This is a genomic window from Sorangium sp. So ce117, assembly GCF_051524395.1.
In the GTDB taxonomy this organism is placed as follows: domain Bacteria; phylum Myxococcota_A; class Polyangia; order Polyangiales; family Polyangiaceae; genus Sorangium; species Sorangium cellulosum_B.
Window position 1 is genome coordinate 5,887,377 of sequence record NZ_CP150309.1, and the last position, 20,706, is coordinate 5,908,082.

Genomic DNA, 20,706 nt, shown 5'->3' on the forward strand with positions numbered 1-20,706 from the left:
GCGGGCCATGGGCCGCGCGTCGCGCGTGACCCCGGGCTTCGGGGAGCCCGTGTCCGCCGGGCCGGGCTCGGCTAGCTCCGTGCGTCGAAAATCCCTACGGATCACGACGGTTCGCCACCGCGCATTCGTCCTTGGGCGACGACGTACTAGCCTTGCCAGGGTGGATCCGTCCGACCCCGTGGCCCGGTACCTGCCAACCCTCGGGCGTGCCCGCGCCGAGGGGCTCGCGCTGCCGCCCGGCGCGCCGGCCGAGGAGCGCCGCGTGGCAGCGCTGGTGGTGCTCGCGTCGATCGTGCGCCGTGAAGGCTGGACCGAGGTCGTCGACCTCAGCGTGGAGGACGCGCTGCAGATCGCGCCCGGAGAGCCGCCGCTCCCCGAGGCCTTCGAGGCGCGTGCCCACCGGCGCCTGGTCGAGCATCTCGGCCTCCGGCCCTGCGCCGCGTGCGCCGGCGCCAGCGCGAGCCCCGTCGTCTGCGCGTCCTGCATGGGCGACGGCCATGTGCGGCGGGCGCGCATCCGCCACGTGCAGGACCGCCCGATCGAGGTGCGCGAGCTCTACGCGCCACGCGAGATGTCCTTCGTGCCGGCGCTGTTCTCGTTCGACAGCGCCCTGAAGCGCGCGCTGGGCGCCGCGGATCCCCCCGAGCCGCTGCGCTGCCTCGACCTCCGCCCCCGGGCGGTGCGCACCGCCTACCGAGGCGGCGGCGACCGGGCGGTCGAGCCGGATTTTCATGGGCACCATTTTGCCGGCACGATCGAGAGCGCGGTGGCCACCCTCGGCGCGTTCGCCGCGGGCGGCCGGATCGTGGCGCAGGCGGTGCGCGCCTACGCGTGGCCGCTGCTCTGGCTGCGCTACGACCCCGGCGAGCCCGCGCGCGAGGTGGTCGTCTTCCCCGATCTCACCGGCGCGCTCCAGGCCTTCTCGGGCGCCAGCCCGGGCGAGCTCGGCAGCCCGTGACGACACGGATCCTGCGCGCGCCTCAGCACCCGATCACCACCGGCTGCTGCTGAGACAGCAACGGAGCCACCCACCACCCGTCCACGCTGACAACAGCGCTGGCCCGATTGCTGCTTGGGCCCGCAGCGGCGGATCTCCGATGAACACCCCTGCGACGCTGTCCCCTCCCCGCGCCTCCGAGATCGACGACTTCGCCGACGTGCTGGTGATCGGCGGCGGCCCCGCCGGGGCGTGGGCCGCGCTGGGGGCCGCGGCGAGCGGCGCGCGCAGTGTGGTGCTCGTCGACAAGGGCTACTGCGGCACGTCGGGCGCGACGGCGCCCGCGAACACCGGGGCCTGGTACGTGGCACCCGACGGGGACGCCCGCGAGCGCGCGATCGAGAGCCGTCATGCGCGGAGCGGCGGGCTCGCGCACCGCGAGTGGATGGCGCGCGTGCTCGACGCGACGTGGACGCAGATCAACCAGCTCGCGGCGTGGGGCTACCCCTTCCCCGTGGACGACAGCGGCCTTCAGTACCGCGCCAACCTGAGGGGCCCCGATTACATGTACTTCCTGCGCCGGCAGCTCCGGCGCGCCGGCGTCCGCATCCTCGACCACGCCCCTGCCCTCGAGCTGCTCGCGAGCGACGGGGTGGTCGCCGGCGCGCAGGGTTACTCCCGACAGGAGGGCGCCGCGTGGCGCATCCGCGCCGGCGCCGTGGTGCTGGCCAGCGGCGGCTGCGCGTTCCTGAGCAAGGCGCTCGGCTGCGACGTCAACACGGGCGACGGCTACCTGATGGCCGCGGAGGTGGGCGCGGAGCTCTCCGGAATGGAGTTCTCGGCCCAGTATGGCATCAGCCCGGCTTATGCCTCGGTCACCAAGGGGCTCCCGTACTTCTGGGCGACCTTCACGACCGAGTCGGGCGAGGAGCTAGACAGCCGGGGCAATCGCATGCTCGCGGTGGCGAGGGCGCTGCAACGCGGGCCGGTCTATGCGGTGCTCGATCGCGCCGGCCCCGAGATCCAGCGCTGGCTGCGCGACGGCCAGCCGAACTGCTTTCTGCCGCACGACCGGCTCGGGATCGACCCGTTCAAGCAGCGGTTCCCGGTCACCTTGCGCGCGGAGGGCACGGTGCGCGGCAGCGGCGGGATCCGCGTCGTCGACGAGGAGTGCGCGACGAGCGTCCCTGGGCTCTACGCCGCGGGCGACGCGGCCTCGCGCGAGCTCATCGTCGGCGCCTCGAGCGGCGGCGGGAGCCCCAACGCCGCCTGGGCCATCTCGAGCGGCACCTGGGCCGGCCACGCCGCCGCGCGCTTCGCGGCCGGCCTGGGCGACCGTGCTGCGGCGAGGGCCGTGCGCGCCGCCGGGACCGTCGGCCTCCGGCCCAGCGGGACACAGGGCGGGCTCGACGCGGGCGAGGTCATCGACCTCGTCCAGCAGGAGATGCTGCCGCTCGACAAGAACCTCTTCCGGCAGGGTCGCCAGCTGGCGGCGTCGGTCGAGCGGCTCGACGGCGCGTGGCGCGACGCGAGCGCGCGCCTCGGCGCCGCCGGCGTCGCGCAGGTCCGGGCGCGCGAGGCGGCCGCGCTGCTGGCCACCGCGCGCTTCTGCTACCGCAGCGCGCTCGTGCGCGCCGAGTCCCGTGGGCTGCACCAGCGCACGGACCTGCCGGACACCGATCCCGAGCAGGCCCATCACCTCACCACCGGCGGGCTCTCGTCGGTCTGGGTCGAGCCCCGCCGGCACCCGCTAGGCCCCTCCAACCGGCCTTCCAACCGAGGAGATCTCGCGTGATCGAGCTCTTGAGCGACGCCCGCTGCATCGATTGCAACCTCTGCGTCAAGGTCTGCCCCACGAACGTCTTCGAGGCGCGGCCTGGCGAGGCGCCTGTCATCGCGCGCCAGCAGGACTGCCAGACCTGCTTCATGTGCGAGCTCTACTGCCCGACCGACGCGCTCTACGTGAGCCCGCACGCCGAGCGCCGCGACCCGGTCGTTGAGGAGCGGCTCGAGCAGGACGGCCGTCTGGGGAGCTACGCGCACCACCTCGGCTGGCGCGCCGCGAGGCCGGGCGGCACGGACCGCGACCCCACGTTCCGGTTCCGCGCCGTGACGGCCGGTCAATGAACACCGCGTGACGCTCCCCGCGCCCGCGCTCTCCCGTGCGCGGAACCAAAGCGCCTTCCGCCCACCTCTGCCACATGCCGAGCAGAGCGGCGGTCTCCCGCACAGGAGACGGGCCCAGATCGGCGTTTTCGGCGCGGAAGCGCACTCCCGTGCGCTGAGCACCGAAAACGCCGAGGTGGGCCCGTATCCGAAGCGGGTGACCGCCGCTCTAGGTGAGCGACGGAAGCGCGCCGGTGCTGTACTGCGGGTCGCCGAACGTCTTGTCGTCGGTGCCCATCGCGTTCGCGATCGTGACGAGCAGATCGTTGTGCTGGCGGGCAGAGCCGCCGTTCGCCAGATAGTCCACGAAGCGGCCGGTCTTGAAGACCCCGCCCGCGCTGCCGGCGAGCAAGAACGGGATGTTCGTGAGCGCGTGCTGCCTCGACTCGCCGATCTCGGTGACCCACAGGACGACGGTGTTGTCGAGGAGCGTGCGATCCCCTTCCGCGTACGAGTCGAGCTTCCCGAGCAGGTAGGCGAGCTGCTCCGCGAACCACGTGTGGATCTTCATGTACTTCTCGTCGCCCGCCGCGTTCCACTCGTGGGAGATGGCATGGTGATTCTGCGTGAGACCGAGGAACGGGTAGAGGTGCTCGCTCTCGGCGTACGACCACTGGATCGTGGCGACCCGGGTGAGGTCACACGCGAGCGCCGCGGCCATCATGTCCATCTGGAGCTTGCCGATGGCGGGCATGTTGTCGTCCTTCGAGAGGTCGATGCGGTCGCCCAGCGCCGGGGCCTTGCAGCTCGTGCTCGGGGTGCCGCCTCCGCCGTTCGAAGAGCCGCCGCCGGCCAGGCGCGCCTCGATGTCCCGGATCGACTGCAGGTGCGAGTCGAGCTTGATGCGATCTTCCTTGCCGATGCGAGGCCGCACGTCGGCGATGTCCTCGCGGAGGAGATCGAACACGGTCCGCCGCTGCGCGCGGAGCCGATCCAGCGCGGTAGCGCCGCCCGGGTCCTGGCCCGGGTCGGGCACCGTGGCCCCGAAGAGCTGCTGGAACGTGTCGTAAGGGTCCTCGCGGGGGGGGATGGGCTGGTCCGGCCCCGCGTAGCTGAGCCGGCCGCGCACCTCCGCGTCACGGACCTGGACGCCGAGCTCCAGGGTCTTGAACAGGGTCTGGGGCTGCAGCTTGTTCGCGATGTGCTGATCGAGCGAGATCCCCGACGACCAGCCGGCGTTGGTGGACATGAAGCTCTTGAAGTTGCCCTTGAGCAGCGCCCGCCCCGTCAGCAGTCCCCCGATGCCCCGAGCGTGCTCGGAGCCGACGTTGGAGTTGACGACGACGTTCATGTTCACCCCGCGCATCGGGATAATCTTCGACTTGAACGGCGAGAGCGGCTGGAGCAGCGGGCTCAGCGTGAAGTTGTTCTCCGTGCCCGTGGGCATCCATTTCGACTCCATGGTGCCGTTCGGCGTATAGAACACCACGAAGCGCTTGGGCGCCGTGGTCTCTTGCCCGCGGGCCAGCTCGGAGTTCAGCAGCGGGATCGTCGCCGTCGCCGCCAGCGCGCCCTGGAGCATCCGCCGTCGAGAGATCATTCGCGGTTTCATGTCACTCCTCCTCTGCGATCGCGCTGCGGTACAGGAACGCGTCGGTCTGCGTCGTCGCCACGATGAGCTCCACGAGATCACCCTCGGAGCCGTGGAACCCTGCGCGCAGCCCGTCGAGCGAGCACTCGTCGTCGATGTTCTCGAAGCGGCCCGCCGTGTAGCGGAACCATTGCGTCGCGAGGCACTCGCGGACCTGCTCGCTCCCGGCGAGCTTCTCCGCCAGCTGGCGAACGCCGACGAACGGGCCGTCCATGTCATCGGACAGGACCATCTCCCCGGAGACGTCGATGACCTGCCCGCCCTCCTCGGTGCGGTAGGCGCCCACGGCGTCGAAGTTCTCGAACGCGAAGCCGATCGGATCCATCAGCTGATGGCAGCCGGCGCACCTGGCATTGGAGGCGTGCTGGTTGAACCGTTCACGCGCTGTGACGCCCTCCTCGCCGGTGGGCGGCGTGAGGTCGACGTCGTCAGGAGGAGGCGGCGGGTCCTGGCACATGAACTTCGAGCGGATGGCCTTGCCGCGCAGCACCGGAGAGGTCTGATCGGGGTGCGCGTGGACGGCCAGGAACGCGGGCTGCGTGAGCACCCCCGAGCGCTGGTCCGGCGGGAGCTCCACGAGCTGGGGTGTGGTCGAGCCGGGCGGGACCGTCACGCCGTAGAGCTCGGCGACGGACTCGGTGGCAAAGCCGACGGGCAGCGTGAGCAGGCTCGAGAGCTTGTGGTCCCCGGACCACAGCACGTGCTCGACGAACGCGGGAGTCTCGGCGCGGATCCCCGCGACGAGCTCGTCGTCGTACCCGGGGAACTGGCTCTCCTCCTTGACGATGGTCTCGAGCTTCCCGAGGTTGAGCCATTGCTTGTAGAACTCCGTGATGGCCCGGCGCGCCCGCGGGTGCTCCAGCATCTGGCGGGTTCGCTCGGCGAGCTGCTCGCGGGTATCGAGCAGGCCCGCCTCGGCGGCATCGAGCAGCTCGTCGTCGGGGCCCGACGCCCAGACGAGGTACGACAGGCGCGACGCCATCTCGTACGGGTCGAGGCGCACCCGCGACGAGGAGGCATCGACATCGTGACGCAGCTCCAGGCGGAACAGGAACTTCGGCGATTGCAGCGCGGCCCGGAGGACGACCTCGATGCCCTCACGGAACGACCCGTCCGTGCGTCCCGCGGCGTAGGCGCGCATCAGCCGGTCGACGTCCGACGTCTCGAGCGGTCGACGGTACGCGCGACGGCCGAAGTCCTGGACGAACTGCCGCGCGCACGCCTCCTCCTGGGCGACTTGCCCCTCGACCGCGGCCGGATCACACGGCACGAGCTTCGACAGATCGCCCGCGACGGCCTCGGTCGCGAGCGCCTCGGCAGCCAGGAGGTACTTCTCCGCGTGCAGCGCAGACACGGTCAGCACCGTCGCGTTGTTGTTGAAGCCGCCGGCGATCTCATCCGGGGGGAATTGATCGGCAGGGGTGAGGGACGTTCCGAGGAGATCTCGGACCGTGTTGTTGTATTCGAATCGCGTCAAACGCCGCTGCGGCGCGAGGATCCGCTCGGCGCCGCACACCGGCGGATCGCCTCCTTGTCCGGACGTCGAGCCGTCCTCCCCGGAGCTGGAGCTGGTGTCCGCCGCTCCGATCTGCCCGTTGCCGCACCCGGCCGCGGCCGTCAGCGCGAGCGTCGCCAGGAGCGCGTGACCGGCTCGCCAGCGACGATATCCCAAGTCAGCCATACCGTGACCTCCTACCGTCGGTCACAACCTACGGTGAAGCCTCGCCAGACGTCAAGCGTTGCTCCCAGCAATCCACAGAGCAAGACGCCCACGTTCAATGACCGGACAGCGGTCAACAACGGACCATCCGCCGGCGAAGTCTGATACTGCCCGAAGACTCCACTCCCGTCATATTATGGATCGACTGGCCGGCGCTTGACGCGGCACGCGCCGCGTCAGCCCAGCAGAACCGGGCAAAATGAGGCCTGAGCAGCGAGGCGAGAGCGCGACTCCGTCGTACCTCTCCAGGCCACCCACGCCGCGCACACGAGTAGTCATTGGAAGAATTCCCGCACCGACGCGTATTGATCACGAACCGCCGAAAGCTCTCCAATTTTTACCAGCGGCGTCACGCCCGCCGCGCGCCTCGAGGCGTCACGGCGCGGGGGACATCGCAGATCACCTGGGCGCCTCGTGCCGGTCGACGACGCGCAGGCTCGGGTGGGCGCGGTTGAGCTCGCGCAGGCGCTCCAGGCTCCGCTGTCCCACGGTCTCGTCGCTGATGGGCTGCCAACGCCGGCCCAGATCACGAGCGCCGCCGCGAGCGCCACGACGGCGCCGAGCCGCCTGCGCGCATCGTCCGCGCCTCGGGGCTCCCGCTCACGACCCGACCGGTCCCCTTCGAGGTCGAGCCCTTCACGCTCTACATCGTGTTTCATCCACGCTGGACGGCCGACCCGCGCCATCGCAGCATCCGGGAAAGCCTGATCTCCAGCTCCACCGCGAGAGGCAGCTCCAGGCGTCCACATGAGCGTCCAACGTTCGTGTGGATCGCCTTGCGGGCGCGATTCGACCGGAGCGCGCGACAGCGCCGCTCAGGCGCTCCACGGCCTCCGTGCAGGTTCGACTCCGAACCTGCTATGCTTGCGTATGGGTCAACGCGTAGTCGCGGTGTTCGGCTGGCTCCTCGCCCTCCTGGTCGTTCCGTCCGGCTGTCATCCCCCGCCGACACAGGCTCCGGCCGCGCTGCCCGCGCGCGCGACTCCGATCCATCACGCGACGCCGGCCGCGCGCGATCCGTCGGCCGTGATTGACCCGGACGATGATGCCGGTGTCGCCGCGGCGCTCGCCGGCGACGGGCTCGATGGATGGATGCACGGCGCGGCGCCTGCGTCCGGTCTCTTCGTATTCACCTACCGGCTCCCGAACGATTTCTTCCGTTACGCTGACTTTCCGATGATCCCGGGATCGCCGGAGGTCGCGCGGGAGCTCGCCGGGCTCCAGCGGCATGACCGGCTGCGCGTGTTCGGCAGCCTCGAGAAAAAGGGACCTCAGCGCCATGTCCGCGTGCGCCGCATCGAGGTGCTCACGCGGTTTTCCTCCGGCGTGGACGCGCCGTCGTATGCACACGACACGACCACGCACGCGGCGCTCCTCGGGGGGCGCGCGCTCGTGGGTCGTGTGCACGGCGTCGACGCCGAGGGCAAGATCCTCGTTGTCGAGCTCGCAGACAAGGTGGTGCCGGTCTTCGTGACCCGCCCGGAGCACGTCCGAGATCTGTGGCGCAATGACAAGATCCGGCTGCATTACGTGATCGCCGAGCACCCCGATCGCCCGATCCACCTCCGGCTCGATCCGGCCGTCTCGAGGCCTATCGAGGTGCTGGAGCGCGTGCAGGCAGGTCATGGCCAGCCGATCGAGCTGGAGGGCGATCTCGTGCTCTTTCCGAGGAGCCCGCAGATTAAATTCGACATCTGGGCGCTGCGCGTCGTCGACAGGGATCGGGTGGAGCGCGAGTATACGCTCGTCAATTTCAGCGATCCGGAGCTCTTCAAGGCGATCCGCGACAAACTCGCGCGGGGCTGGGCGGCACACCCCGGCGCCCCGGTGGACGCGCGCAACAAGTTCATCAAACAAGGCCTGCGCGTGCGCGCGAGGGGCGTGCTCAACGTGATCTCGCCGGCGCAGGCCAACCCGCAGATCTTGTTGTCGTCAGAGGGGGCGGTCGAGGTGCTCGGAGCCCCGGGACGGGGATCGCCGCCTCCCGTCAACCGATGAGGCGTCCCCGGGTCCCGCCGGTCCGTCCTGTGCATCACCCCGTGCATCAGCCAGGCCCCCCCGCCTGAGGGGCTCGATCACGGCGGTAGAAGGCAATCGCGCCTCCATTTTCTGCTTGCCCACGGTTTCCTTAGACCACACTATCTGCCGGGGGTGGGGCACCCGCATGCGCCGCCCCTGGAGCGTCATCCTTCCGTATCCAGAGCGAGCGCCCCCTCCGGCTCGGGCCGCTCGCGGCGTTCATCCGTCAGAGCCCAGGACGCTCCACGCGCCCGCTTCGCTGCCCCGTGTCCCGACAGCCGTGCTCTCGATCGGAGGTGCGCCCGTGAAACCAGCGTTCGTCCTGCCGCTCGCCATCGTATCGTCGTGCCTCGCCTCCGCCGCTGCCGCCGCCGAGCAGGCATGCGGGTACTCCAGCGCCGGCTGGAACGCGCCGAACGGCGCGGCGGTGTTCAGCGCCGGCTCGGGGCCGATCGGAGACGTCCTTAACGCCGTCGGCGAGTTCCGGACGCACTCGATGCTGTCACACGGACCCGGACGGTGGGTGACGCATGCCACCATGAAGCAGCCGCGCGAGAACTCCTGGCCTGAGGTGTGCAGCACGCCCATCGTATCGAGCGATCTGCTCGATGGTTATCCCGGGCTCGCGCAGGTCAACCAGGGTGGGATCTACCGCTTCCTCTACGGGAGCGGCGGGAGCGGCCCGGCCGCGCTGACCTACCAGGTCGGCGACCCCAAGCGGGCCGCGTCGATCGGCGAAGCCATCTGGTGGGAGGTGCCCTACTACGCCGAGCGCTCGAGCATCGACGAAGGGGTCGAGATCGCTCGGCTGAGCGTTCGCGGCGGCCGGGTGCGCTACTCGTTCTTCCAGTACCGTGACACCGAGGGCACGCCCACCGGCGGGCCGGCGTGGAACAACGGTATGGTTTGCTCGTCATTCCTGGCCTACGCGCACCATCTCGACGGCCAGGGCGCCATCCCGCCGTACACGTACAGCCACGCCAAGCTCGCCAGCGCGGCCAACGCCCTTCACGGCGGGGTGATGGACAGCTGCGAGAACAGCCTGGGGTTCTGGGGCTCGATCGGCACATCGATCGTCTGCCTCTCGGACGTCTGCGAGAAGGCCGCCAATCAGGTCGCGAACTGCATGGCCTCGCACGCATGCAACACCGGCAGCGGCAGCGTGTGGAGAGGAGTCCGAGACGACCCGAAGACCGTCGCCGTGTCCATCAGCCCCGACCGCATCGGCGGCTGGAGCGGGCACCCCTGGGGGACGCAGGCCGGCGCGACCGTCTGGTCCGCCGATACGAACCACAACGTCCAGTGGAACTCCGGAGGCAACGTCTACGGGTGCTGGTACTGACGGACGTTCGAGCACAGTAACGTGAGGAGCTCCGGCCATGACGACCAGGATCGGCGAGCATCGGTCAAAGGCGCAATGGGTCGGTGTGGTGGTGCTCGCCGCCGCGCTGTGGGTCCTTGTCTGGTCGGTCCGCCCTGCCAAGGCGCCCGAGCCCGTGCAGGCAGCGCCGAAGGCGAGCGCGCCGGAGGCCCCGCAGCGCGCCGGACGCGCGGTGAGCGTCGCCGCGGCGAGCGCCGCCGTGGCGAGCGCGCCCGCGGAGGACCCGGCGCCCATCATCGACGAGATCGAGGTCGAGAAGCCGGAAGTGTGCGCCGGCGAGGAGAACCTCATCACCGTGCGATCGCATACAACGAACGGGACAGATGAATACCTCCACGGCGTCATTGGCACGCGCGCCGGATCGCGGGTGCCGCTCCGCATCTGGCCCGAGAGGGACGGGTCGTACGAGATGCCCACCATCTCCGTGTTCGGGCGTAACAACGCGGTGACTCAGATCGAGGTCCCGAGATACAAGGTCAACGCCTGCAAGCCGGAGCGGATCGTCGTCATCACCCACAGGCTCCTGCCGAGCACCCCCGGTGAATTCGAGCTCACGGCGCAGATCGTCGACGTCGGGCTCAAGGACGACCCCGATGCGAGGCCGTTCAAGCCCGCGAGTTATGCCTGGGTGTTCGACGACGGCGGCTCGGAGAAGACGAAGGCGCCGTTCGTGACCCACAGCTACGAGCGCCGCCCGCAAACCGCGCTCGTCTCCGAGTTTCTGATCCGGGTGGAGGTCCAGGGCGAAGCGGGCGAGAAGCTCACCGGCCGCGTTCTGCTCCAGATCCCGAACATGATGTTTCAGGACCTCGCGGAGCGGGGGGTCGTGACCATCGCGGCGACGCCGACGCCCCGCTTTCCCCGGCAGGAGGCGGACGGCGTGGTCCGGCAGACCTTCCGCCTCTGGCATCACCGCGACGCGCCGGTCCGGATCGGTACGGTCACGGCGGTGCGGCACTTCGCGGGGACGTCGAGCGCCTCACCGCTCGACAAGGCCTCGCTCGGCCTTGTCGAGATCCCACCCGGGCAAGGGGTCGATGTGGAGGTGAGGCTCGACACGGCGCGTGAACCGGATGTGTTCACCGTCACGTACATGCTCGAGGGGGAGACGGCGGAGGGGCACGCGGCGCGCGGGACGTTCTCGCTGATGAAGCCGCCGCCCGCGCCGACCAAGGAGTCGAGCACACCGGTCACGGAGCCCGTCCTCCTCGCCAAGATCAAGCGGGCGCGAGAGCTCCTCGCGCAGGAGTTCGTCACCGACGAGGACATCTGGCGGCTGGAGCGAGAGGGAAAGATGGCGGACCTCGATATCTCGCCGCCGCTGACGAAAGAGCCATAGCCCGATCAACGTGCCTCGGCCCGCCGCGCGCCGTCGGCCGCGGCGGCGTCGGCGCGGTTCATCCGCTGGATGCAGAGCTTGAGGCCGGCGCGGAGGTTGCCCATCGTGATGATCCCCGAGAGATCGACCCCCAGCGCGATCATCGTCTGCGCCACGTTCGAGCGGATACCCGTGATCACGCCCTCCGCGCCGAGGAGCCGTATCGCGCGGACCATGTCGATGAGGTAGCTCGCCGTCTTCGTGTCGACGGCGTCGACCCCGGTCAGATCGAGTATCGCGAAGCGCGCCCCCTTGGTCGAGATCGCGTCGAGGAGGCTGTCCATCACCTCGGAGGTCCTCACGCTGTCGACGACGCCGACCATCGGGAGCGTCAGCACGCGATCCCAGACCTCGATGATGGGCGTCGACAGCGCGCGAATCACCTGCTGCTGGGCCTGGATCATGTCGAGCCTCGCCTGGAGCTCGACCTCCTTGCGCTTCATGTCCGTGATGTCGAACGTCACGGAGACCGCGCCGTTCGGCGCGCCGCCCTCGTCGAAGACGGGGAGCAGCCAGGACCGCCAGGTGATGCCGTGGGTCTCGACCTGGTTCTCCACGACCTCTCCCGCCAGCACGCGCCGCATCCCGTCCGCGGCGTCCGGGCTGGACCCGTAGAGGTCGAAGACGTTCTTGCCGATGAGCGCCCCAGGCTTCACGCCCGAGTTCTCGAGCCCCTTGCCGTCATGATGGGTGAAGACCCCATCGCGATCATACTTGCACGCGGCGATCGGGACGTGATCGAGGATGGAGCGCAGGATGATCGAGTCGTCCCGCGACACGTCCGCCAGGCGGCCGCGGTCGGTCACGTCCTGCCCGATGAAGAGCCTGCGCACCACCTGGCCGTCGGCGCCGCGCATCGGCTCCTGCACCCACGCGCACGCGACGACGCGCCCGTCCTTCCGCCGGTGCTCGGCGGAGAGCGGCGCGCCGCCCTGCCCGTCGCAGAGGCGTCGCCAGAGGTCGGCGTCGGCGCTGCTTAACGCCGTGTCCGCGAGGCGGCGGCCAATCACCTCTTCCCCGGTATAACCCAGCAGCCGCTCCGCCCCGGCGCTCCACGCGGCGATCTCGAGAGACCCGACGTCGCCCGTGCACTCCACGGCGATGAACGGTCCGTTGAGGACCGCGTTCATGTAGCTCGTCGCGATCTCGAGCTCGTCCGGGCCGGCCACCTGGTCCATGCGCCGCACTGTACCGGGCACGTCCTCGGCATGTCGAGAAAAACGGCCGCGCCCGACGCTCAGCTCCCTCGCTTCATCGTGGCCTCGATGAGCCCGTGCGGCTCGTCGACCGGCACGAAGATCTCGTTGTCGTTGGTGAGCCCGAAGGGTGCGAGATCGACGAGCAGGCAGTGCTTGTTGGGGAGCGAGAGGCTCACCTCGTCGATGGCAGGACAGGCGGCGAGCACCGCCTCCCCCAGGTCATGAATGGTGTGCTGCACCGAGAGGCTGTGTCGCTCTGCGAACGTCTCGATCAGGGCGCGGCGGGCGCGCTCCCACGTCGCCGTCGGCGCCGGGTCGCGGCCGGCCGCGCGCCAGCGAGCCACCATGAGCGTCGAGAGGATGCGGTCCCCGGTCTCCTTGAGCGTCGTGTGCTCGTCGCGCGGGAAGCCCGAGAACGCCGAGCCGGTGGTCTTGAGGACGAGGAGATCCGCGATGCCGGACGTGATCTCGACACCGCCGGGAGCCGCGGAGATCTCCGCGGTCCGCCGCTCCCCTGCCGCGCGGAGGAAGGCGTGAGGGTGCGGCGCGCCGCCCGCGTCGACGCGAGACCAGACGTTCTCCGCGATAACGACCCTCGCACGCAGGGTGTGCGGCTTCCCGAGGAAGTGTTCGGCGAGCAGGACGCCGAAGTCCTCGATCGGCTCGACCGGGTGGCCCTTGGCGAGCGCGTACACGGTGTTCTTCATCGTGTCCGTGGGCAGCACCTTGCTGTTGTCACCCTTCGTGTAAGCGTCGTCGAACTCGCCCTCCAGCTGGACATCGACCTGGACGTCGGTGAGCTCGTGCCGCGCCCCCGCGCGGCGGACCTTCACGAGCCGCACCCTCGATTTGCCGTAGGCGTTCCGCACCAACGAGATTGACATCGTTCTTCAGCTCCCGCGCCGGGCGACGACGCTCTTTTGATGACGCGGGAGAGACGGTAGCTTGAAGCGCGACGCCGGCTCAAGCCTGGCGGGTCCCCTCGCCCTCGACCCGCGGCGCGCGACGACGCTCCGGCGGCGGCCGCGCGGCCGGGCACCGCAGCGCCGTCGGGCGGGCCCGTGCGATATCGCGCGTGCGGCGACGAGGGCGCGTCACCACATACGCGGGCATGGTGACCACAGAGCGTGACAGGGCGGCCGACGAGCTCGTCGCTCGCCGTGAATCGTTGAGGGACGCCGCGCTCGCCCGCCTCGAGGCCGCGTCCGTCGCGCCGCGCGCCTTCGGAGCGCGCGGCGAGCGCGAGGCGCTCTCGCGCTGCCACGTGGACCTCGCGGCGCACATCGACGCCCTCGCGGCGGCGCTCCACGCGGAGGACGCCCAGCAGCTCTGCGAGTACTGCGCGTTCACGGCGGTGTTCCTCGAGGCGCTCGGGGTGCCCCGGCGCGCGCTCGGCGCCGCGCTCGACGCGCTGAGCGAGAGCATCGGCGAGCAGCTCGATCCGGCGCTCTCTTCGCTGGCGCAGGACGCGCTGGCCGCGGGCCGGGAGCGCCTCTGCGCCTCGCCCCTCGTGACGCCGGCCGCGCTGGCGGCCATCCCCGAGCCCCCGTGCGCCGCCGGCGAGGCCGGCTCGCCGGCGGAGGCCATCGAGCGCTCCGCGGCGCGCATCGCGCCGATGAGCGTCGCGCTCAGCTTCATGCGGCGCCCGGCGGACGCGCTCGCCGCCGGCGCGAAGCGCGCGCTCTGCCTCGACGACGCCAGGCGCCACGTCGCGCAGCTCGCCGCGGCGGTCGACAACGGGTCGCCGGAGCTCTTCAGCGCCTATGCGGAGTGGGCGCAGACGCTGCTGGTGCAGCACGGCCTCGACCCCGCCGAGCTCGTGGGCTATCTCCGCGCGCTCGGCGACGTCCTCGCGCTCACGCTGCCGGAGCGCCTCGCCGAGGCGCCGCGGCGGTACCTGGCGGCGGCGCTCGAGCGGCTCACCTCGACGCACGCCGAGAATCCCCGCTTCGTCCGCCCGGAGGCGCCGCTCGGGGCCGTCGCGTGCAGCTACCTCGACGCGCTGCTCGATCGGGACCGGAGGCGAGCGGTGCGGGCCATCCGGGAGGCGATCGACGCGGGCGCGCCGATCAAGGACATCTATGCTCACGTGCTGGAGCCGTCCCAGTACGAGGTGGGCCGGCGCTGGCAGCTCCGTCAGCTCAGCATCGCCGGGGAGCACTACTGCACGGCGGTCACGCAGATGATCCTGAGCCAGCTCTATCCGCTCATCGTCAGCGCCGATCGCGCCGGCCGTCGCCTCGTGGCCACCGCCGTGGACGGGAACCTCCACGAGATCGGCGCGCGCTTCGTCGCCGATTACTTCGAAATGGCGGGGTGGGACACCTTCTATCTCGGGGCCAGCACGCCCGCCGAGCACGTGATCCAGGAGGTCGTCCAGCGGAAGGCCGACGTCCTCGCGGTCTCGGCCGCGCTCAGCGATCAGCTCTCGAGCGTCCGCCAGGTGATCACCGCGGCGCGCGGCGACGATCGGTGCAGGGGCGTCGTCGTCCTGGTCGGCGGCCAGCCGTTCCGCGTCGTCGACGACCTCTGGAGGCAGCTCGGGGCCGACGGCTCGGCGCCGAGCGCAGAGCGGGCCGTCCGCGCGGCGGAGCAGCTCCTCGAGGCGCGGAGCGCATGACCCCGCTCCGCGCCTTCAACCGCCGGCCCCGCGGGGTGCGTTTGGCATAGCGAGCTCCGCGCCGGCCTGCCAAGACAGATCGCCTCCACCGCGAGCGAGGGAGAGGATCGGATTCCGATGATTCCGATGGAACCGCGCAGGGCGCAAAGCGCAGGAGAAAACGAAGGAGCGCCGCTCGTGGCGTCGCCGGCGGGACACGAGCTCAGCGGTCCGGTCGCGGAGCTCGCCGCCGCTTTCCTCATGGCCTCGACCGCGCTCGCGATCGGCGTGTTCGCGCCGGACGGCGCGCCGAGGCTCACCAACCACGGCATGCGCCGGCTGCTCGGGGGGGCGGGCGAGCCGGGTCGCGCCGGGGCTCGCCTCGTCAGCCCGAGCTTCGCGCAGCTCGCCGCGGCCGGGCGCGGCGCCGAGGAGCCGATCTACCGCGGCATGCTGCACTTCGGTGATCTCCGGTCCATCGCGCACAGCCTCCGGGGAGAGGTCTGGCGGCTCGGCCACGACCTGCTGCTCCTCGCCGAGTTCGACGTCATCGAGCTCGAGCGCGTCGTCGCCGAGGTGTCCGCGCTCAACTCGCGGATCACGAGCCTACAGCGGCGGCTCGTGTCCGAGCAGAAGGAGCTCGAGCGGTCGCTCGATCAGCTGCGCGCCACGCAATCGATGCTCGTCCACTCCGAGAAGATGAACGCGCTCGGCAAGCTCGCCGCCGGCGTGGCCCACGAGATCAACAACCCGCTCGCGTTCGTCCGCAGCAACGTGCACACCCTGGCAGAGTCGCTCGATCGGCTGTTCGCCGCTTATGAGGCGCTCGAGCGGGCCGCCGTCAGCGCAGGCTCGGACGACGTGAAGGGCCTCGCCGAGGCGCTCCGCGCCGAGGTCGAGCCCGACTTTCTGCGCGAGGATACAAGGGATCTCGTGAAAGGCACGCTGGGCGGCCTCGCGCGCGTGCAGAAGATCGTCGAGGACCTCAGGACCTTCACGCGGATCGACCGGGCGGAGGAGGAGCGCTGCGACCTGAAGGAGTGCCTGGAGAGCACCCTTGCGATCGCGGGCCCGGCGCTGAAGGACGGCGGCGTCCAGGTGACGGTCGAGTGGGCCGAGCTGCCGATGCTGCGCTGCAAGCCGGCGGAGCTCAGCCAGGTGTTCCTGAACCTCCTCATCAACGCGGCCCAGGCGGTCGAGTGCCGGGGCCGGGGGAACGGCCGCATCGTGATCCGCGAGCGCGACGAGGCGCGCCGGGTCGCCCTGGAGTTCGAGGACAACGGCGCCGGGATAACCCCTGATGTCCTCGGCCGGATCTTCGATCCGTTCTTCACGACCAAGCCTGTCGGCCAAGGCACGGGGCTGGGCCTCACCATCTCGCACAAGATCATCGTCGATCAGCACGGCGGCACGATCACCGTCCGATCGACCCCCGGGGTGGGCAGCACCTTCACGATCACGCTGCCGAAGGAGCCGGAGCGATGACACGCGCCTCCGGCGAGCGGCGCGCGCTGCTCATCGTCGACGACGAGCCCGAGACCTTGAAGGCGCTCCGCCGCGAGCTCCGGCGCGACTACGATGTCCTCATCGCGGAGAGCGCCGAGGAGGGCCACGCGATCTTGCGCGAGCGGCCCATCCCTGTCGTCCTCAGCGACCAGCGGATGCCGGGCACGACGGGCACGGAGCTCTACGCGAGGCTCAAGGGCGAATTCCCGGAGACCGTCCGCCTCCTCATGACCGCCTACGCGGACACGAGCGCCGCCATCCAGGCCATCAACGAGGGCGGCGTGTACCGGTTCATCGCCAAGCCATGGGATCCGCCGGAGCTCGCCGGCGTCGTGAGCGACGCGTTCGCGCAGCACGAGCGCATCAGCCGCTGCCAGCGGCTCCTCTCGAGCCTCAAGACGAGCGCCGACGCGCTCCACCGCGAGAACCAGCAGCTCGCCGAGGTGGCCCAGAGGACCCATGAGCTCATGGGCGTCGCCGCGCACGATCTGCGCAATCCGATCGCGGCGATCCAGTGGTTCTCGAAGATGCAGCTGGCCGGCGTCGGCGCGGGGCCCGAGGACACGCAGCGCTACGCCGTGAAGATCCAGGACAACGCCGAGTTCGCGCTGCAGCTGCTGGAGAACCTGCTCGACATCACGACGCTGGAGCACGGGAATGCCGCGCTTCGCCTGCAGGAGGCCGACCTGCGAGGCATCCTCCTGGCGGCGGTCTCCCTGAACGAGCACGGCGCCGGCCGGAAGGGGATCGCGGTGGACGTCGACGTGCCCGCGGCTCTCCCGCTCGTCTGCTGTGACGTCGCGCGGATCGAGCAGGTCCTGAGCAACCTGCTCAGCAACGCGTTCAAGTTCTCTCATCCGGGCACGACGGTGACGGTGCGCGCGCGGAGGCTCGGTGAAGCGGTCGAGGTGATGATCGAGGATCAGGGCCTGGGCATTCGCCCGGACGAGATCAGCGGCCTGTTCCGCAAGTTCCGGCGGACGAGCACCCGGTCGACCGGCGGCGAGAAGAGCACGGGGCTCGGCCTGTCGATCTGCAAGAACCTCGTCGAGCGCCACGGCGGCGCGATCCGCGTGGAGAGCGAGCTCGGCCGGGGAACGCGGGTGTTCTTCACGGTCCCGATGAAGGCTGGGCGCGCCTGCGAGCCCGAGCGCCCCGCGGCGTAGGCTCGCCCGCGCGCGGCGCTTAGCTGATCACTCACCAGCTCACCGTGTCGTTGAGCGTCAGCGCCCCGCCGGACGCGGGCGTGCTCATCGCGCGGTTGCCGCCGCCCGGGAGGTTCTCCCAGGTCACGGTGCCGTCGGCGTTCTTGCGATAGTACTTGTACTGGAGCGCGCTGCTGGCCGGCAGGTTGACGCGGTTCGTCCACACGGGGTAACTGCGCGGATCGACAGGGACGCCGAGATCGGTGTTCCAGCTGCCGAGCGCCGCGGTGTTGCCAGTGACGTACATGTGCTGGCCAACCACGGTGGTCGCGGTGACGTTGACCGTGACGCCTGCCTCGCCGGAGCCGGGCGGCACCACACATGCGTTGTAGCGGCCGCAGACCACCGAGGGGACATCGACGACCCTGCCCGCCCGGATCGACGCCACAAGGCTGATGTACTCGCCCATCGCCCAGTTCAGGGGGCTCATCGACCGCGTCGGGGTGCCCGCCGCGACGTTCGCCGGCTTCTGGACGGACCAGCCGGTGACGTCCGTCGTCTCGCCCCATACCTGCTCTGGGATGAAGCCCTGCGGCGTCGAGAACGCCTTCACCGCGGTCAGGTAGGGGTTGCCGTCGGCGCCGACACCCGTGCTGGCGATCTTGAACATGCCGCGCTCGGCCGTGAAGATGGGCCACAGCCGGCCCCGGCCGCCGTTTCCGTCGAAGTTGCCGCCGTCGTTCTTCTCGCCGTATCCATCGTAGTTGTAGCGGAACCACGCGTCCCCCTTGCCGGCGATCGTCCGCTTCAGGATGGCGTCGTACTCGGGCAGCGTCGCGATGATCGATGGATCGTCGGCCCGCTTCACCCCCATCCGCACGAGCTCGAGGAACCCGCCGTCGACGATGTACCGCTGATCGTGCGTGCCGCCGCCGTTGCCGATCGTGAAGCTGATCGCCGCGTCCGGCCCCGACGCCGGGTTGTACACCTGCGGCCCGCTGCCCGTGTTGCCCCGCGCAGAGGGGTTGATGCGGATGTAATACCGGCCGTCGCCGTGGTACCCCGTGGTCGTGAACGTCCAGCGGTCGACGCCCTGCTGCCAGTAGTCGGCGGCTGCCATGTAGCGCGCCGCGCTTGTGGTGTCGCCGTTCGCGCGGGCGATCGTCGCGGCGCAGACGAGGCCCGCGATCTCCGCCGCGATGGTCGACGGCGAGTACCCGGCGTTCTCCTCCCAGCGCTCCTGCTGGGTCCATGGGCCGGTGTTGACGATGTAGTCGGCCGTCCTCTTGATCTTCGTCCACAGCGGGTTGTAGACGGAAGGTCCGAGCCGCCACGCGAGGATGATCGGCATCGCCTGCTCATCCATCTGCGTGCCTTGCCAGTACTGCCAGCCGCTGACCCAGGCGTTCTGCGGGAAGCGGCCGACGCGGCTGTAGCCCTGCGGGCAGCCCGGCGCGTTGTACTCGGCGGCGCCGCAGTCGCTCGACTGCTGCAGGGTGTTGAACAGGTAGTTGACAACCGAGGTCCCGGTCGCGGTGTCGCCGGCCGTCACAAGCGCGCTGGCGAACTTGAACAGATCGCGCGCCCAGACCAGGTGGTAGCCGCCGTTGTTGCCGTCGCCGTTGGTCTCGCCCCAGGGTGTGCCCATCCCCGCGATCATGGCGCCGTTCGACTTGTCCTGGATCGCCTTGAGCGACATCGCCGCGAGGTAATACTGGTCGTCGGCGGTGGCGCTCTGGCTGCTGAGCCCGGCCGCGTAGGACTTCCACCCGTTGTCGTAGGTGGTTTGCAGCGTGCTCAGGCTGCTGCCGAGCGTCGCGTTCGCGGTGGAGGCCGCCTCGGTCTCGGTCGCGCCGAAGCCGAGCACGACGTCGAACGAGACGCTGGTGACGGCGCTCGCGCCGAGGTCGATCCAGCCCATCTGCGCCACATTGCCGCCGCTCGCGAGGTCGTTTCGCCAGGTCATGGTCCTGTCGACGTTCCCGCCGAGGAGGTCGGTCCAGCCGTCCGACTCGCCGACGAAGCCGCTCGACACCATCGGCGCGCCGCTCACCACCTTCCATGGGCGCGACGCGGCGAGCGCCGAGGCGCGGCTGTTCTCCGAGGCGACGAGCAGCGTGCGCCCCCCTGCGTCCACGGTCCTCGACGTGTCGCCGGCCCCGGAGTTGTCCATCGCCGGGTTGTGAAGCAGGTAGAGGTTGAACTGGGTGACGTTCCTGCCGCCCAGGGCGTCGAATCGGACGCGCTGGATCAACGCGTGGCGCCCCGGATCGGTGAAGACGGTCCTGGTGATCCGCCAGTTGTGGGCGCTGTTCGTCGTCGTCGCCTGCCAGCGCATGGACCGCTTGTCCGGCTGGGTCACGGTGAAGCTCTGCTGCTTCTCCTCGTCGATGAAGGTCTTCGCCGTGTCCCCCACCAGGAACTGCAGATCGACGGTGTTCACGGTGTCGAGCACCGGATAGAACACCTCGGACACGATGCCGCGATGACCGGTGAAGTAGACCCTCGAGGCCGCGGTCGTCGAGGTGCCGAGGAAAGACTTCTCAGCAGGTCCCCACACAGAGGGTACCCCGACCCCCTTCGCGGCAATGCCGGCGCCGAGCGCCTTCAGGGCCTCTGCCTTCGACGGGGCCCTGCCGGCGGAGCCGAACGGGAACGGGACCGCGGACTCCCCGGCCATCGGCTCCTCTGCGTCCGTGTCGAGCGCGCAGCCCGCGAGCCCGAGTGTCAGACAAATAATTGCAGTGTCACAAGAAATGCGCTTCAGCATCACGCCATTCCTTCCCTCGGGTGGCCGTCGCGTGAAGACCGCTCCACGGCTACCGTAAGCCAGCGACTTGGTTGATGTTTTTACGTGGTGCGTGCGGATCGCGGCCCGGGCCCCCTGCGCTCACGTCGCTCCGGCTCCGCGTGGGACGCCAGCAATGCTGTAGCGTAGCACGCGATCTTCCCGCGCTTGCGCGCACCTGCGCGCCGCCATGCCGAGCTCCTGGCAAGGACAGCGACGCTGCGCTCTATGCGCCGTGCCGGCGCGCATCCACCAGCACCGAAACCATCACGCAATG

The 20,706-nt window shown here is 70.2% G+C and carries 14 protein-coding genes; 9 read left to right on the forward strand and 5 right to left on the reverse strand.

Annotation, left to right across the window (positions count from 1 at the left end; genetic code table 11):
- Window positions 1-160 precede the first annotated feature (160 nt).
- From WMF46_RS21950 to WMF46_RS21960, 3 genes are all read left to right on the forward strand, one after another.
- Window positions 161-958 carry a hypothetical protein gene (locus WMF46_RS21950; RefSeq protein WP_437987363.1) on the forward strand — a complete coding sequence of 266 codons (798 nt, stop codon included), beginning with the start codon at window positions 161-163 and terminating at the stop codon, window positions 956-958.
- A gap of 139 nt (window positions 959-1,097) precedes the next feature.
- Window positions 1,098-2,732 carry an FAD-binding protein gene (locus WMF46_RS21955; RefSeq protein WP_437987364.1) on the forward strand — a complete coding sequence of 545 codons (1,635 nt, stop codon included), beginning with the start codon at window positions 1,098-1,100 and terminating at the stop codon, window positions 2,730-2,732.
- On the forward strand, window positions 2,729-3,064 hold the full coding sequence (locus WMF46_RS21960; protein WP_437987365.1) for a 4Fe-4S dicluster domain-containing protein: 336 nt from the start codon (window positions 2,729-2,731) through the stop codon (window positions 3,062-3,064). Before WMF46_RS21955 ends, WMF46_RS21960 begins: the two co-directional genes overlap by 4 nt.
- 208 nt (window positions 3,065-3,272) lie before the next feature.
- Here WMF46_RS21960 and WMF46_RS21965 read toward each other — a convergent pair whose 3' ends face one another.
- A complete protein-coding gene (locus WMF46_RS21965) occupies window positions 3,273-4,655 on the reverse strand; it encodes a DUF1552 domain-containing protein (RefSeq protein WP_437987366.1) in 1,383 nt (460 codons plus the stop codon).
- Window position 4,656: 1 nt separating this feature from the next.
- Window positions 4,657-6,375, reverse strand: a complete 1,719-nt coding sequence (locus tag WMF46_RS21970) for a DUF1592 domain-containing protein (RefSeq protein WP_437987367.1) — start codon at window positions 6,373-6,375, stop codon at window positions 4,657-4,659.
- A 909-nt stretch (window positions 6,376-7,284) separates the two neighbouring features.
- Between WMF46_RS21970 and WMF46_RS21975 the strand changes: the two genes are divergently transcribed.
- From WMF46_RS21975 to WMF46_RS21985, 3 genes are all read left to right on the forward strand, one after another.
- Window positions 7,285-8,412: a hypothetical protein gene (locus WMF46_RS21975; protein ID WP_437987368.1), complete on the forward strand. Its 1,128-nt coding sequence runs from the start codon at window positions 7,285-7,287 to the stop codon at window positions 8,410-8,412.
- A 325-nt stretch (window positions 8,413-8,737) separates the two neighbouring features.
- Entirely contained in the window at window positions 8,738-9,775 is a 1,038-nt protein-coding gene (locus tag WMF46_RS21980; protein ID WP_437987369.1) for a hypothetical protein, read from the forward strand.
- Window positions 9,776-9,812: 37 nt separating this feature from the next.
- Window positions 9,813-11,153 (forward strand): hypothetical protein, encoded by a 1,341-nt coding sequence (locus tag WMF46_RS21985; protein WP_437987370.1) that lies wholly within the window; start codon window positions 9,813-9,815, stop codon window positions 11,151-11,153.
- A gap of 5 nt (window positions 11,154-11,158) precedes the next feature.
- Here the strand turns inward: WMF46_RS21985 and WMF46_RS21990 are convergent, their stop codons facing one another.
- Window positions 11,159-12,370, reverse strand: a complete 1,212-nt coding sequence (locus WMF46_RS21990; RefSeq protein WP_437987371.1) for a PAS domain-containing protein — start codon at window positions 12,368-12,370, stop codon at window positions 11,159-11,161.
- Window positions 12,371-12,429: 59 nt separating this feature from the next.
- Window positions 12,430-13,275 (reverse strand): factor-independent urate hydroxylase, encoded by an 846-nt coding sequence (gene pucL, locus WMF46_RS21995; RefSeq protein WP_437987372.1) that lies wholly within the window; start codon window positions 13,273-13,275, stop codon window positions 12,430-12,432.
- A gap of 227 nt (window positions 13,276-13,502) precedes the next feature.
- On the opposite strand from pucL, the gene WMF46_RS22000 reads away from it, so the two are divergent.
- The 3 genes from WMF46_RS22000 to WMF46_RS22010 all read left to right on the forward strand — a co-directional run bounded on the left by WMF46_RS22000 (window position 13,503) and on the right by WMF46_RS22010 (window position 17,662).
- On the forward strand, window positions 13,503-15,011 hold the full coding sequence (locus tag WMF46_RS22000) for a cobalamin B12-binding domain-containing protein (RefSeq protein WP_437987373.1): 1,509 nt from the start codon (window positions 13,503-13,505) through the stop codon (window positions 15,009-15,011).
- Window positions 15,012-15,188: 177 nt separating this feature from the next.
- Window positions 15,189-16,475, forward strand: coding sequence for a sensor histidine kinase (locus WMF46_RS22005; protein WP_437987374.1), 1,287 nt, complete (start codon window positions 15,189-15,191; stop codon window positions 16,473-16,475).
- The gene (locus tag WMF46_RS22010) at window positions 16,472-17,662 is read left to right on the forward strand and encodes an ATP-binding protein (RefSeq protein WP_437987375.1); all 1,191 of its coding nucleotides are present in this window, start codon (window positions 16,472-16,474) and stop codon (window positions 17,660-17,662) included. Before WMF46_RS22005 ends, WMF46_RS22010 begins: the two co-directional genes overlap by 4 nt.
- Before the next feature lie 31 nt (window positions 17,663-17,693).
- Here WMF46_RS22010 and WMF46_RS22015 read toward each other — a convergent pair whose 3' ends face one another.
- Window positions 17,694-20,321 (reverse strand): glycoside hydrolase family 15 protein, encoded by a 2,628-nt coding sequence (locus WMF46_RS22015; RefSeq protein ID WP_437987376.1) that lies wholly within the window; start codon window positions 20,319-20,321, stop codon window positions 17,694-17,696.
- Window positions 20,322-20,706: the final 385 nt, after the last annotated feature.

What these genes read in the sequence shown, in the direction of transcription:
- WMF46_RS21970 (WP_437987367.1), bottom strand. Translation starts at nt 6,375, where the DNA reads ATGGCTGACTTGGGATATCGTCGCTGGCGAGCCGGTCACGCGCTCCTG.
- WMF46_RS21985 (WP_437987370.1), top strand. Translation starts at nt 9,813, where the DNA reads ATGACGACCAGGATCGGCGAGCATCGGTCAAAGGCGCAATGGGTCGGT.
- WMF46_RS21965 (WP_437987366.1), bottom strand. Translation starts at nt 4,655, where the DNA reads ATGAAACCGCGAATGATCTCTCGACGGCGGATGCTCCAGGGCGCGCTG.
- WMF46_RS21955 (WP_437987364.1), top strand. Translation starts at nt 1,098, where the DNA reads ATGAACACCCCTGCGACGCTGTCCCCTCCCCGCGCCTCCGAGATCGAC.
- WMF46_RS21975 (WP_437987368.1), top strand. Translation starts at nt 7,285, where the DNA reads ATGGGTCAACGCGTAGTCGCGGTGTTCGGCTGGCTCCTCGCCCTCCTG.
- WMF46_RS21990 (WP_437987371.1), bottom strand. Translation starts at nt 12,370, where the DNA reads ATGGACCAGGTGGCCGGCCCGGACGAGCTCGAGATCGCGACGAGCTAC.
- WMF46_RS22010 (WP_437987375.1), top strand. Translation starts at nt 16,472, where the DNA reads ATGACACGCGCCTCCGGCGAGCGGCGCGCGCTGCTCATCGTCGACGAC.
- WMF46_RS22015 (WP_437987376.1), bottom strand. Translation starts at nt 20,321, where the DNA reads ATGGCCGGGGAGTCCGCGGTCCCGTTCCCGTTCGGCTCCGCCGGCAGG.
- pucL (WP_437987372.1), bottom strand. Translation starts at nt 13,275, where the DNA reads ATGTCAATCTCGTTGGTGCGGAACGCCTACGGCAAATCGAGGGTGCGG.
- WMF46_RS22000 (WP_437987373.1), top strand. Translation starts at nt 13,503, where the DNA reads ATGGTGACCACAGAGCGTGACAGGGCGGCCGACGAGCTCGTCGCTCGC.